The organism is Spirillospora sp. NPDC048911, from assembly GCF_043198015.1.
GTDB lineage: Bacteria > Actinomycetota > Actinomycetes > Streptosporangiales > Streptosporangiaceae > Spirillospora.
Genome location: NZ_JBICUD010000001.1, coordinates 1,187,769 through 1,200,949 on the forward strand (window position 1 = coordinate 1,187,769; position 13,181 = coordinate 1,200,949).

The 13,181-nt window shown below is 70.1% G+C and carries 12 protein-coding genes; 6 read left to right on the plus strand and 6 right to left on the minus strand.

The features are described from left to right. Window positions 1–238 precede the first annotated feature (238 nt). The 3 genes from ACGFNU_RS05475 to ACGFNU_RS05485 all read left to right on the plus strand — a co-directional run bounded on the left by ACGFNU_RS05475 (window position 239) and on the right by ACGFNU_RS05485 (window position 3,820). Window positions 239–682: a hypothetical protein gene (locus ACGFNU_RS05475; RefSeq protein ID WP_392590421.1), complete on the plus strand. Its 444-nt coding sequence runs from the start codon at window positions 239–241 to the stop codon at window positions 680–682. Window positions 683–850: 168 nt separating this feature from the next. Then, window positions 851–2,746, plus strand: coding sequence for an AMP-dependent synthetase/ligase (locus ACGFNU_RS05480; protein WP_392590423.1), 1,896 nt, complete (start codon window positions 851–853; stop codon window positions 2,744–2,746). Window positions 2,747–2,947: 201 nt separating this feature from the next. Then, window positions 2,948–3,820 carry a VOC family protein gene (locus ACGFNU_RS05485; protein ID WP_392590425.1) on the plus strand — a complete coding sequence of 291 codons (873 nt, stop codon included), beginning with the start codon at window positions 2,948–2,950 and terminating at the stop codon, window positions 3,818–3,820. Between the two features lie 6 nt (window positions 3,821–3,826). On the opposite strand, the gene ACGFNU_RS05490 is transcribed toward ACGFNU_RS05485, so the two are convergent. Further along, a complete protein-coding gene (locus ACGFNU_RS05490; RefSeq protein WP_392590427.1) occupies window positions 3,827–4,666 on the minus strand; it encodes a helix-turn-helix transcriptional regulator in 840 nt (279 codons plus the stop codon). 101 nt (window positions 4,667–4,767) lie between these two features. Between ACGFNU_RS05490 and ACGFNU_RS05495 the strand changes: the two genes are divergently transcribed. After that, window positions 4,768–5,475, plus strand: a complete 708-nt coding sequence (locus ACGFNU_RS05495; protein WP_392590429.1) for an SDR family oxidoreductase — start codon at window positions 4,768–4,770, stop codon at window positions 5,473–5,475. A gap of 32 nt (window positions 5,476–5,507) precedes the next feature. On the opposite strand, the gene ACGFNU_RS05500 is transcribed toward ACGFNU_RS05495, so the two are convergent. The 4 genes from ACGFNU_RS05500 to ACGFNU_RS05515 form a co-directional block, all read right to left on the minus strand. Then, window positions 5,508–6,047, minus strand: a complete 540-nt coding sequence (locus ACGFNU_RS05500; RefSeq protein WP_392590430.1) for an alpha/beta hydrolase — start codon at window positions 6,045–6,047, stop codon at window positions 5,508–5,510. 163 nt (window positions 6,048–6,210) lie between these two features. Next, on the minus strand, window positions 6,211–8,403 hold the full coding sequence (locus tag ACGFNU_RS05505) for a S8 family serine peptidase (protein WP_392590432.1): 2,193 nt from the start codon (window positions 8,401–8,403) through the stop codon (window positions 6,211–6,213). A gap of 99 nt (window positions 8,404–8,502) precedes the next feature. Then, a complete protein-coding gene (locus tag ACGFNU_RS05510; protein ID WP_392590434.1) occupies window positions 8,503–9,576 on the minus strand; it encodes an alanine racemase in 1,074 nt (357 codons plus the stop codon). A gap of 174 nt (window positions 9,577–9,750) precedes the next feature. Beyond that, on the minus strand, window positions 9,751–10,452 hold the full coding sequence (locus tag ACGFNU_RS05515) for a C39 family peptidase (protein WP_392590436.1): 702 nt from the start codon (window positions 10,450–10,452) through the stop codon (window positions 9,751–9,753). 271 nt (window positions 10,453–10,723) lie between these two features. Between ACGFNU_RS05515 and ACGFNU_RS05520 the strand changes: the two genes are divergently transcribed. Further along, a complete protein-coding gene (locus ACGFNU_RS05520; RefSeq protein WP_392590438.1) occupies window positions 10,724–11,161 on the plus strand; it encodes a DUF6325 family protein in 438 nt (145 codons plus the stop codon). A 70-nt stretch (window positions 11,162–11,231) separates the two neighbouring features. After that, window positions 11,232–11,522: an SHOCT domain-containing protein gene (locus ACGFNU_RS05525; RefSeq protein ID WP_392590440.1), complete on the plus strand. Its 291-nt coding sequence runs from the start codon at window positions 11,232–11,234 to the stop codon at window positions 11,520–11,522. Between the two features lie 153 nt (window positions 11,523–11,675). Here the strand turns inward: ACGFNU_RS05525 and ACGFNU_RS05530 are convergent, their stop codons facing one another. Further along, the gene (locus tag ACGFNU_RS05530; RefSeq protein ID WP_392590442.1) at window positions 11,676–13,178 is read right to left on the minus strand and encodes a tripartite tricarboxylate transporter permease; all 1,503 of its coding nucleotides are present in this window, start codon (window positions 13,176–13,178) and stop codon (window positions 11,676–11,678) included. Window positions 13,179–13,181 lie beyond the last annotated feature (3 nt).

Sequence of the window (13,181 nt, forward strand, 5' to 3'; positions counted from 1 at the left end):
GCTCTCGCCGTGGCCATAGGCCGGCGTCTCTCTTCATGGATGCGTCCTCCGGGGACTCAGGGTGGCTGACACCTCCTCTATCCCGAAGCCCCGGTCGCGGTTGCGTCCCATCCGCACTATCTGCCCCATCCGTTCCACTCCAGAGTGAACAATCCGTCTCGTTCCGTATGCGCGAGAGGTCAAGATCTTCTAGGTTCGTCCTTGGTCCATGGAGATCAACTACAGAGGACGACACCATATGAAGACCCGTCTCATCACCGCCGCCGCCGCGTTCGCCCTGGCCGGAGGCACGATGGTCGCCACCACCGGAACGGCCCACGCCGCAGGCGCCGGCGCCGAGCGCGTCGCGTCCGTCCAGGCCGGCTCGGCGAGCGCCACCGCCGCGGCCAAGAAGTTCAACTACGTCAAGCCCTGGGGCTCCGTCCGCGGTTACGCCACCCTCAAGGCCATCAAGGGCGTCATGACCGACCGCGCGAACGACGGCAAGTGCGTCCAGGTGACCGTCTACTGGTACGTCAAGGCCAACAAGAAGGGCACGAAGGTCAAGCTCCGCGACACCGACCGCGGCACGGTCTGCGGCAAGGGCAAGTCGAAGAAGTTCACGTCCGTCCCGGACTACAAGCGCCGCCCGTTCAAGGCGTACGGCGCCATCCTCACCGCGAAGCCGGTCGCCGCCCGCTAACTGGTCGGACCAGCCTGACCAGCACGCGCTGAACGGCGGGCGGGGCGGGTGATCCCGCCCTGCCCGCCGTTGCGCTGAGGACTGTCGAAATGTGACTCATCGGCCCCTGAAATACCATTCCTGAGCAAGCAGAAAATTCGGCGGACCCGCCTCTACCCTTCCGGGGGCATGGGCCCACGCCAGGACATGAAGAAGGCCAAGCGCCGCGGCGACCTCGCCGACCGCGTCTCCGTCGAGCTCATCCGTGCGGACGGGGTGGTACGCGAGGTCCGGACGTCCCCGCTCGTGCCGCCGATCACCACGGGCGGCATCGCCGACATCCCGTTCACCAACGCCGCCGAGGCCCCCTCCGCGGTCGTCGTCCGCCGCAGGACCGACGACGGCTGGCAGCCGGTCACCGCCGCCGCCTTCGCCGACGAGGTGCGCGTGGTGGCCAAGGGCCTCATCGCCGCCGGCCTGGCTCCCGGTGGCCGCGTCGCGCTCATGTCCCGGACGCGGTACGAGTGGTGCGTCCTCGACTTCGCGATCTGGGCCGCGGGCGGGCAGACGGTGCCCATCTACGCGACGTCCTCCCTCGACCAGATCGAATGGATCCTGCGAGACTCTGGCGCCGCCTTCGTCATCGCCGAAACCGCCGAGAACGCAGACTCCGTAGCCGAGGCGGCGGCTGCGGTGCGGGTGTGGCAGCTGGACGATGGGGGCGTCGCCGAGCTGTCTGCCCTCGGCCAGGACATTCTCGACGAGGAAGTCGACAAGCGCCGGGCCGAGCTCACCCCCGAGACCATCGCCACCATCTGCTACACCTCGGGTACGACTGGACGGCCCAAGGGCTGCGTGCTCACCCACGCCAACCTGCACGCCGAGGCCGCGAACACCATCGCGTTGCTGCATCCGATCTTCACCGAGGTCACCGGCCAGACCGCGTCGACGCTCCTCTTCCTACCGCTGGCCCACGTCCTTGGCCGCACGATCCAGATCGCCTGCCTCCAGGCCCGCATCGAGCTCGGCCACTGTCCGAGCATCAAGCCCGACGACCTGCGCCCCGAGCTGGAGTCGTACCAGCCCACGTTCGTCGTCGGCGTGCCGTACCTCTTCGAGAAGATCCACGACACCGGCCGGGCGATGGCCGAGAAGCTCGGCCGCGGATCGTCCTTCGACCGAGCCGATCGCATCGCGGTGCGTTTCGGCGAGGCGCACCTGGCCAAGTTCCTCGGCACCGGCCCGGGCCCGAGCCTCAAGCTCTATCTCGCGTGGGCCCTGTACGACCTGCTCGTCTACCGGCGCATCCGCAAGGCGCTGGGCGGCAAGCTCAGCTACGCCATCAGCGGCGGCTCCCCGCTGGATCCCAGGCTCGCGCTCTTCTTCTACGCCTGCCAAGTGGTCATCTATGAGGGCTACGGGCTGACCGAAACGACCGCCGCGGCCGTGGTCAGCCCACCGTTGAACCCACGCCCCGGCACGGTCGGGCTCCCCGTCCCCGGCACCTCCGTCCGCCTGGCCGACGACGACGAGATCCTGATCAAAGGCGGCGTCGTCTTCTCCGGCTACTGGAACATCGAGGACGAACCACTCCAGGACGGCTGGTACGCCACCGGCGACCTGGGACGCTTCGACGACGACGGCTATCTCTCGATCATCGGCCGCAAGAAGGACATCCTCATCACCAGCGGCGGCAAGAACGTCTCGCCCGCCCCGCTGGAGGACAGGCTGCGCAGCCGTCCCCCGATCATGCAGTGCGTCGTCGTCGGCGAGGGCCGCCGCTACATCGCCGCGCTCATCACCCTCGACCCCGAGGCGATCGAGCACTGGCTGGCGGTGCGCAAGCGCCCCCGCGACACCCCGTTCGACGACCTCCGCAACGACGCCGATCTGCTCGCCGACATCCAGAAGGCCGTCGACTACGCCAACGAGGCGGTCTCCACGGCCGAGTCCATCCGCAAGTTCCGGATCATCGAGGGCGACTTCACCGAGGAGAACGGCCTCCTGACCCCCTCCCTGAAGATCAAGCGCCAAGCGATCCGCACGGCCTACGCCGCGGAGATCGAGGCCCTCTACAGCGAGTGAGCCGCCGGCCGCGCCCGCTTGGCGTAGCCGGTCACGGGACTCGTCTCCACCCGCTCGACGCCGGTCGGCGGTCGGACTCTGCCAGCCGCCAGGGGCGAATCCGTGACCGAATCCACCAGATCAGCCTAGAACGGTGTCGGATTGCGGCGTCGAGGCCGGAACCTCTGGACTGTTCGGGGACGACAGGGTCAGTCTCGGCCCATGGACATCCACGGCTTTCACCACACCGGCATCCTGACCCGTGACCTGGACGGCCTGGAGCGTGCGTACACCTCGTTCGGCTTCACCCTGAGCCCGCGCTCGCGGCACCTGCTGAGCGTGCGCCCCGGAGAGGCCCCGGTCACCGGCTGCACGGCCAACCGCTGCGCGCCGTTCGGCGACGCGTTCATCGAGCTGCTGGGCATCGTGGACGAGTCGGCGCCGGACCCCTGGCACACCAAGGCGATACCCGATGGTTTCCGGATCCTCATCTTCGACACCGCCGACGCCGAGGCCACCGACGCCCGCCTGACCACCGCCGGTCTGCGCACGTCCGGCGTCCTCGACCTCGAACGCGACGTCGACACCGAGCAGGGCGCCCGCGTCCTGCGGGCCCGCGCCGTCCACATCGACCCGCGTTCCACGCCCGAGGCGTCCGTGGGCATCGCCCAGCACCTCACCCGCGAGTACGTCCATCAGCCGCGCTACCTGGACCACCCCAACGGAGCACGCGCGCTCGGCGCGGTGCTGATCGTGGCCGGCGACGCGGAGTTCGACGTGGTCCGGGACCGCTACGCCCGCATCCTGGAGACCGCGCCGCGCACCGAAGGCCCGCTCACCATCCTTCCCATGGCCACCGGCCGCCTGGAGATGATCAGGGCCTCGAACGCCGCCGAGTTCCTCCCCGACGAGCCGACCCCCGCCTCCGGCGGTTCCTCGTCCTATCTCGCGGCGATGACCATCCACGTCCACGACATCGCCCACGCCCGCGCCCTCGTCGAGAAGGAGGGCACCCCGGCCCACTCGACCCCGGACGGCTTCTTGATCTCCGCGAGCGACGCCTACGGCGCCACCCTGTTCTTCGAGGCCGGATGATCGCGGCTAGCCGGTGAGGGACTGAGTGCCGAGGACGGTGATCAGTTCGAGGCGTTCGGCGTCCTCGGTGCCGGGCTCCGCCGTGTAGATCATGATGCGCAGATCGCTGCCCGCCACGGTCAGCACGTCGCAGTCCAGCGTCACCGGGCCGACGCGCGGATGGTCGACGGTCTTGCGCGACGCCTCGTGCCGTCCGGGGGCACCCGATTCCCACAGTTCGGCGAACCGCGCGCTGCCCGCGCGCAGTTCCGCGACCAGCCGCCGCAGCTGCGGATCGGCGGGATAGAGCTCGGACGCCACGCGCAGATCGGCGACCAGCGCGGTCTCGTGGGCGCGCTGGGCCTCCGGGGAACGCCGGGCGCCGGTGCCCGGGCCGAGGAAGTGGCGCCACACCCCGTTGCGTTCGAGGCCCCGCTGCCCGGACGGGTCGCCCATCAGCGCGATGTGCGGCTGGTTGACCATGAGGAGTGTCCAGGACGCGTCGAAGACCGCGACGGGCGTCCCGGTGAGCCTGTCCAGCAGCCGCTGGACGCTCGGGGTGATGTGGCCGGGCACGGTGTCGGGGCCCGGCGGCACCAGGCCGGCCAGCCGGAAGAGGTGGGCGCGCTCGGTCCCCGACAACCGCAGCGCCCTGGCCATGGCCTCGACGACCTGCGGCGACGGATGGGACGCGCGGCCCTGTTCGAGGCGGGTGACGTAGTCGACCGAGATGCCGGCCAGCATGGCAAGCTCCTCGCGGCGCAGCCCGGGCGCGCGCCGTTGCCCGCCGGTCGGCAGCCCGGCCGCCTCCGGCGAAACCCGGTCACGCCAGCGGCGCACCGCCTCGCCGAACTCCCCGTGTGCCATGTCTCCAGTGTGCACCGCGAGCCGTGGGCCTGCCTGGTACCGGCAGTCCCAGGAAGATCCGACGACTGCCTGGCCGCGCCGCCGCGGCGGATTCTGGGGACATGACGACAACACTGATCACCGGAGCGAACAAGGGCCTCGGATACGAGACGGCCCGCCGGCTCGTCGAGGCGGGCCACACCGTCTACGTCGGCAGCCGGGACGCCGAGCGCGGCCGCCGCGCCGCCGAACGGCTGGGCGCGCGGCCGCTCGTCCTCGACGTCACCGACGACGCGTCCGTGGCCGCGGCGGCGAAGATCGTCGAGGCCGGCGGCGGCCTCGACGTGCTGGTCAACAACGCGGGCATCGAGCAGAGAGGGGACGGCAACATCGTCGTCGGCGCGGCCGAGCTGACCGGCGACATGATGCGGGCCGTCTTCGACACGAACGTCTTCGGCGTGGTGCGGGTGACCCACGCCTTCCTGCCGCTGCTGCGGCGGTCCACGGCGCCGGTCGTGGTCAACGTCAGCAGCGGCCTGGCCTCCCTGAGCCGCGTCAGCACCCCGGACGACCCGGCGTACGCCTACCCCGGGGTCGCCTATCCGGCGTCGAAGGCCGCGGTCAACATGGTCACCGTCCAGTACGCGAAGGCGCTGCCCGGCATGCGGATCAACGCCGTCGAGCCCGGTTTCACCGCGACCGACCTGAACGGCAACACCGGCACGCAGACGGTCGAGGAGGGCGCCGAGATCATCGTCCGCATGGCGACCGTGGGCCCCGACGGGCCGACCGGCGGCTACTTCGACGCCGCCGGTCGCCTTCCGTGGTGATCTTCGTGGGGAACCTGGGGTCCCAGCCTCGGCTATGAGGTCGGGACGGGTGCCGGGTTGGCGTCGCAGTAGGCGTCGGCGCCCTTCGTGGAGTCCGGGCGGGTGCCGTCCCTCAGGTAGGCGATGACGTGGCCGTTGACGCACGCGTTGGCGTTGGCCGTCAGGGACGAGCCGTGGAAGATTCCGCCACGCTCCAGGACGAACCGGGAGTTCGGGAACAGCTTGTGCACCTCGGAGGCGCCGCGGACCTGGGTCGCGCCGTCGTTCTCCGGCTGCACCAGCAGGATGTTCACGTTGCGGTCGCCGACCTTCTGCGGCTTGCCGCCACGCACCGGCCAGAAGGCGCACGGCGCGTTGTACCAGGCGTTGTTCCACGTCATGAACTTGTTGCCCTGGCGGTACCGGCGTGAGAAGTCCTTGTGCCAGCGTTTCCAGGCGCGCGGCCAGGACGTGTCGCGGCACTGCGTCGCGGTGTACGTCGCGTAGGTGTTCTGCACGGGGTAGTCAGGCTCTCCTGCGTAGTTGGCCCTCAGCCCAGCCGGGTCCTTGCGCAGCACCCAGTCGGCCAGCACCTTCGCGTGGTACGTCCAGATTCCAGGCCCCAGGGGTTGCCGAATCGTGACTAGTTACCTGGCACTAGTCCGAAACTCCCCGATTTGGGACACAACATGAGAACCCCTGGCCGTGACCAGGGGTTCTCATGTGTCAGGGGTGCTGAGACCCAGGGGTAAGGGGTCAGCGGATGACGGTCAGCGTCACGCTGTTGCCGGCATACGACACCTTGAAGCGGTGGCCGTCCGCCTTCACGACGCTCCCCTGGGGCAGCCCGCGGAATGTCCCGCTGATCGATCCGCCACTCATGATCGTCAGCTTGGCGCCCCGGGTCAGGGGTCCGCGCACATCCAGGTCCAGGTTTCCGGACAGCGCCAGGGCACCGGTGGCTCGCACGCTCGTGTAGTCGCTGTCGCCAGAGACGGTCACGGCGAGGCGACCTGAACGGCCGATGCGTACGTCCCCTCCGGCGTTCAGGACATTGCCGGGAACGACGCGCGCATTGGCGGCACGCTCGGCTTCCCTGCGCGTGACACCGGGTCGCAGTTCGCCGCCGGAAACGTTGACGTTGCCAGCCACGCGGCCACTGCCGCCGAGCGTCCCGCCGTACACGTTGATGGGGCTGGCGTGTGAGCCGACGACCGAGAGCTTGCCGTCGAGGACTGTGCTCGTCCCATGCCAGGTGCCGTTGCCCGCAAGGAACAATGTCCCGTCGCCACGCTTGGTGAGGCTGCCCGTGTAAACACGGCTCTTCCGTGCCTTCTCGCGCCGCGTGCCAACGGCGAAGTCGAACTTGTCCTTCTCAGTCGCGTCCGCGGGGAGGCCGTGCGTCCATCCCCTGGCCTCCTTGGTCGCCTTCCAGGCGGCCGCTTCGGCGGCGTCCTCCTGCTTGCGCGCCTGCGCGGCGACGTCGGAGATGTCGTTCGACCACACGTCGGTGTATCCGCGCATGTCGACGTTGAACGGGCCCAGCAGCTGGCCCGGGCCGTTCATGGCCTCGCGCAGGCTGACCGTGTGCCAGCCGTTGCGGTTGTCGGGAACCTGCACGATCTGGCCGCGCGTGGGGTTCGGAACGGCCGTCCCGCTCGCGTCGTTGATCGTGTTGTTCTGCCGGCCGGTCGTGAACATCGTGTAGAGCGCCTGCGTGTTGGTCATGTACGGGAAGCGCTGCATGATCAACGTCAGCGCCGCCGCCGAGTGCGGCCCGGCCATCGACGTCCCCGACGCGGCCCGGTACCGCGCCTGCGGCACGCCGTCGACGACCTCCACCCACGTGCTGTTGATCAGCCGGCTCGGCGCGGTGATGCAGGACCACTTCGCGACCCCGCACTGGTTGAACTCCTGCTGCCCCGGGACCAGCACCGAACCGTCCGCGTTGAACGTGCGCCCGATGTTGGGGTTGATCCCCGAGGTGGTGTACCAGCGTCCCTCCAGGTCGGGCCGGTAGTACGGGGTGGCGGCCCGCGCCGTCGGGTTCGCGACGCCGGCGTTGCCGGCGGTGAACTGCAGGAGCTTGCCGGACCGCGCGACCCGGATGGCGCCGTTGAGCCAGTGAACGGTGTTGCCGTTCGCATCGGCGACGCCATCGGGAGTCGACAGGTAACGCCACGCCGCGTTCAGGCCGAAGGTGCTCGGGCTGCCAGGCGGCGGCTCCAGCGTGTTGTAGTTCTCCGTAGGTGGCGCGCTGCCCCAACTCGTGGTGATGAGCCTGATGGGCTTGCCGTTCGCTGTCTTCGCCTTGGCCACGGCACGGTAGACGTTGGCGAGATAGGCGTTGTCGGGCGTCTGCGCGGGAGTCGCGGTCGGCGGCAGCAGTCCGTAGAACACGCCGTCGGTCTTGTGGGTGTTGCCCATGTAGAGGCGGCTGTTGAACGCGACGCCGTGCATGTTGGCCGCGGGCCCGTCCGGCTGCGTCTCGCCGACGCCGTCGCGGCTCGCGGCGATGGTCCCGCTGACGTGCGTGCCATGACTGTCGTTGAACGCGGGATCGTACAGCCCCGACGTGGGCCCGGTCTGCCCGCCGCTGGCCGTCACCGGCACGAAGCGGTCCCCGACCTTGTAGCCGGTGTCGAGGCTGCCGTGCTCGCGCACATGCCCGGCGAAGTAACCCGAGTCGACGACGCCGATGTTCATCCCGCCACCGGCGAAGCCGCCGGCGTAGGCGAACTCCGCTCCGATGGACACCAGGCCGGAGTCGCGGTCGAACTCGGGGGTGCGCCAGCTCGCCGGGTCGCCCAGGCGGCCGGGATCTCCCGGATAGGACTTGATCGGCGGCGGCTTGACCGGCTCCGCCAGCGCCGACGACGCCAGGACGCCAGGCAACACCGAGGTCAGAGCGGCAATCCGTGCCGCTCTCCCGCGCTTCGTGGACGCCATCGGCCACCTCCAAGATCGACTGGTGCAAAAGGTATCTTCGCCCCCAAAGCGGATCAATAAGGTGGCCGATAACGGCATGGGCTCTTACCGCATGGGCTCTTACCGCACCCGTCCCCGGGCCGTGACCGCCAGCTCCTGGTCGAGCCGGCCGCCGCGCACCCCGTAGGCCGTGTCGAAGAGGTTGGAGACCGGGCAGGCATGGCTCGGGATGATCTCCAGCCGTTCGCCGATCTCCGGTCCCGTTCGCGGCGCGCACCGGCCCACGCCGTGCTCCTCGGAGAGGAACGACATCGTCAGCTCCGGCCGGCCGGCGACCATGATCCATCCGGGGGTGCCGGCGCCGTCCGAGGTGAGGGACTTGCTGCCCGCGTCCACCACGAACCGGTCGGGTGCGGGGCGGGCCACGACCGTGGTCAGGATCCGCGCGGCGGCGGTCGCCTCGGTGGCCACGCCGAGCCGGATCATGGTCGCGTCGTTGAACACGTAGGTGCCCGGACGCAGCTCGGTGACGCCGGGCACGGCCGCCCCGTACCGCGCGGTGGGCGTGGAGCCGACGCTGATCTCCAGCTCGCCGCCGCACAGCCGGGCCGTCTCGATCAGGTCGGTGACCTCGCGCTCGGCGACGGCGCGCAGCTCGTCCGGCGAGGTAGTTCGATAAGAGTGTCCGGCATGGGTGAGAAGGCCGACCACGTCCACCCGGGGCACCTTGCGAACCTCCGCGACGAGCTCGGCCGTCGGCGCACCGGGCGGACGGCCGAGCCGGTGCAGCCCGGTGTCGACCTCCACGAGAACCTGCACGGGATCGGCGGCCGAGGCCCCCAGTCGCTCGGCGACCTCCACCGAGTCGAGGGAGACCCGGACGCGGGCGCGCTCGCGCAACGCCGCGAGCCGCTCCAGCTTCGGACGGCCCCACAGCGGATAGGCGATCAGGATGTCGGCGCAGCCCGCGTCCGCCATCGCCTCCGCCTCGCCGAGCTTGGCGCAGGTGATCCCCGCGGCGCCCGCGTCCAGCTGGAGCCGGGCGATCGCCGGCATCTTGTGCGTCTTGATGTGCGGGCGCAGCCGGACGCCGTGCCGGGCCGAGACCCCCGCCATCTCCGCGATGTTCGCCTCGGCGGCGTCGAGATCGACGATCAGTGAGGGCGTGTCGAGCTCCGGATAGGGGACGGTCATGATTCTCCCTCGCGCGGCGGGTACAGGACGGTGTCGAACTCCACCAGGATCCCGTTCAGCCGGGATCCCGGTCAGTGCGACCGCGACCGCGAGGTGACCCCTACTCGAATCAAGGTCCACAACCTGACGGACGGCCCGTCGACGAGAACGGGCCGTCCGTCGAGCTTGGCGTGCCTACCAGACGACGACGAGCTTGCCGGCGTAGGCGATCTTCTCCCACCGCGTGGCCTTGAGCTTGCGCTTGCCGTGGGCGGGGTCCCAGATGAGGTAGGTCGAGTCGTCCCAGTTGGTGGTGTCGTCGTAACCGTAGATCACCACGTAGTGGGCGACCGCCTTGCCCGCCTTCGGGTACCAGCTCTTCTTGGCGTAGACGGTGAGGACGAGCGGGCCCTGGCCGCGCGCGTAGGAGTAGCGCGTCGCGTTCCAGAGGTTGTAGTTCTTGACGCTGCGGTGCGCCTTGTACTTGGTGCCCTTGGTCTTCCACGCCTTGTTGATGTAGTTGGTCATCTCGCGGCCCATCGCGACCGGCGACGTGAAGCCGATCTTGTCGGTGGCCATCTTCTTCGCGAGGGAGGCCTGCGTACCGGCGCCGACCCCGGCGTGGTAGCTCAGGGCGCTGGCGGCCGCGGCCGGGCCGCACCAGTTCTTCTTTTTCTGCTTCTGGCCCTTGATCTTCATGGTCTTCCAGTAAGCCGCCGCGGTGGCCTCGTCGGACGGCGGCTCCCAGAGGATCTTCCAGTTGTGCTGCGCCGGCGCCTGGGCGACGGCGGCGGGAGCCTCCGGTGCGGCCGGAGCGGCGAAGGCCATCGACGGTGTGGCCGCCGCGACACCGGCCGCGACGAGCACGGAGCCGACACGAGTAAATGCACGCGCCATGGTTTCTCCAGGGGGAAGGGGGCTGAGCCAAGAAGGACTATGGCGTCCCGCGCCGTCCGCTCGTAAGAAGCCCAGGGCCCATGTTCACCGCCACCCATAGCCCCTGGGAACCACCAGATCTGACCGGTGGCCGTGGACCGGCTTGGGCGGCGGAGAAGTCTTCGTGCGTGACAGCGAGAGCGTCACCCGCAGTGGGGGAGGCCACCGCCCTCGGATCACCGCACACTTTCGCGCACAGGCATCACGCATCCGACGGACGGGATGAGCGGACATGGCGGTGGATGTTCACGGGCCGATCGATTTTCTTCTCATCGAGTTTCCCGGGGACCGGCTCACCGGTACCACGGCGCGAGCCCTGATGGACCTCGTCGACCGGGGCCTGGTCCGGATCTTCGACCTGCTGGTGATCGGCAAGAATCCGGACGGTTCCGTCGCCATGCTCGATCTTGAGAGCCCGACGGCGGCGGAGCTCGGCGGGTTCGCCGAGTTCGCGGGCGCACGGTCGGGCCTGCTGGGTGGTGAGGACGTCCACGAGGCGGCCGCCGCCATGCGTCCCGACACCGTGGCGGCGCTGATCGTCTACGAGAACACCTGGGCGGTGCCGTTCGTGGCCGCCGCGCGGGAGAACGGCGGCGAGGTCGTCGCGAGTGCGCGGATTCCCGCCACGGACGTGATGGACGCGCTCGACGCGCTGGACGCGACGGTCTGAGCGCGACGGTCTGAGCGCGACGGTCTGAGCGCGACGGTCTGAGGGAGCGCGACGGTCTGAAGGAGGACGCATGCCAGGACTGCTGAGGGGCGTGGCGCGGGCGGCGGTGGTCGCCGGAACGGCGTCCGCCGTGAACGGCCGGGTCCAGCGCCGCCAGGCGGAGAAGTTCGCCGCCCGCGACGCACAGATCGCGGCCCAGCGTCAGGCGGCGTACGAGCAGCAGGTGGGCGGCCAGGCGGCCCCGGCCGAGCCGCGGGCCGACACGGTCCAGCAGCTCAAGGATCTGGCCGACCTCAAGGACCGGGGCATGCTCAACGATGCCGAGTTCGCCGCTCAGAAGGCCAAGATCCTGGCCGGCTGAGCCTCGGCGGCGCCTCTGGGAGGCCGGGCGGCGCCTCTGGGAGGCCGGACGAGCGCCACCGGTCGCCGTGGCGCTTGCTCGCGAGCGAAACGTGCGCCCCCGGAGCGAAACGTGCGCCCCTCGGGGAGGGGCGCACGTTCTGGCCGCTCGATCTCAGGACTGGGTCTTCGCGGTGCGCGTCCGGGTGATCAGGCGGCGCAGCAGGGGCCAGGCCAGCAGGAGCACGATGATCGCGTAGACGATGACCGACAGGGGCGAGTTGACCAGGCCGGTGAGGCTGCCGTCGCTGAGCTGCAGCGCGCGGCGCATCTGCAGTTCGGCACCCGGGCCGAGGATCGCGCCAATGATCGCCGGGAGGATCGGCAGCCCGAAGCGGCGCATCGCCAGGCCGACCACACCGATCATGAAGAGCACGATCAGGTCGATCGTGTCGCCGCCGACCGCGTACGCGCCGACGCTGGCGAAGAAGAGGATCCCGCCGTACAGGTACGGCCGCGGGAGGCGCAGCAGCTTCGCCCAGACCGGCGCCATCGGCAGGTTGATCACCAGCAGCAGCACGGTGCCGACGAACAGGCTGGCGATCAGGCCCCAGACCAGGTCGGTCTCCCGCTCGAACAGCAGCGGACCGGGCTGGATGCCGTACTGCTGGAAGGCCGCCAGCATGACCGCCGCGACCGCCGTGGTCGGCAGGCCGAGGGTGAGCATCGACACCAGCGTCCCGGCCGCCGAGGCGCTCGCCGTGGACTCCGGCCCGGCGACGCCCTCGATCGCGCCCTTGCCCCATTCGTCCTTGTGCTTGGAGAGCCGCCGCTCGGTCACGTAGGACAGGAAGGTCGGGATCTCCGCGCCGCCCGCCGGGACGGCGCCGAACGGGAAGCCGATCACCGGGCCGCGCAGCCACGGCTTCCAGGTGCGCTTCAGGTCGGCCCGCGACAGCCACGGGCGGCCGACCGGGATCGGCCCTTCCGCCTTGTGCCGCAGGTGCGCGGCGACCCACAGCGCCTCCCCGACCGCGAAGAGGCCGACCGCGACGATCACCACGTCGATGCCGTCCGCCAGATGCAGCATTCCGAAGGTGAGCCGGGACTGGCCGGTCACCTGGTCCAGCCCGATCAGCCCGACGGTCAGGCCGATCAGCAGCGAGGCGAACCCGCGGATCCGGGACGCGCCCAGCACCGAGGTGACCGCGATGAACGCCAGCATCATGATCGCGAAATAGTCGGGCGCGCCGATGTCCACCGCGACCGAGGCGACCGCCGGGGCCAGCAGCACCAGCGCGGTGGTGCCGATCATGCCGCCGACGAAGTGGCCGATCGCGGCGGCGGCCAGCGCCTGCGAGCCGCGCCCGGACTTGGCCATCGGATTGCCCTCGATCGCGGTCACCACCGCCGCGCTCTCGCCCGGCGTGTTGAGCAGGATCGAGGTGGTCGAGCCGCCGAACATGCCGCCGTAGTAGATCCCGGCGAACATGATGAACGCGGCCGTCGAGTCGAGCCCGTAGGTCACCGGCAGCAGCAGCGCCACCGCCATGGCCGGGCCGATGCCGGGCAGGACGCCGATGGCGGTGCCCAGGATCACGCCGATCGCGGCGAACAGCAGGTGGGTCGGAGTGAGCGCGGTGCCGAAGCCGTCCAGGAGATGGGAGAAGGAGTCCATCGG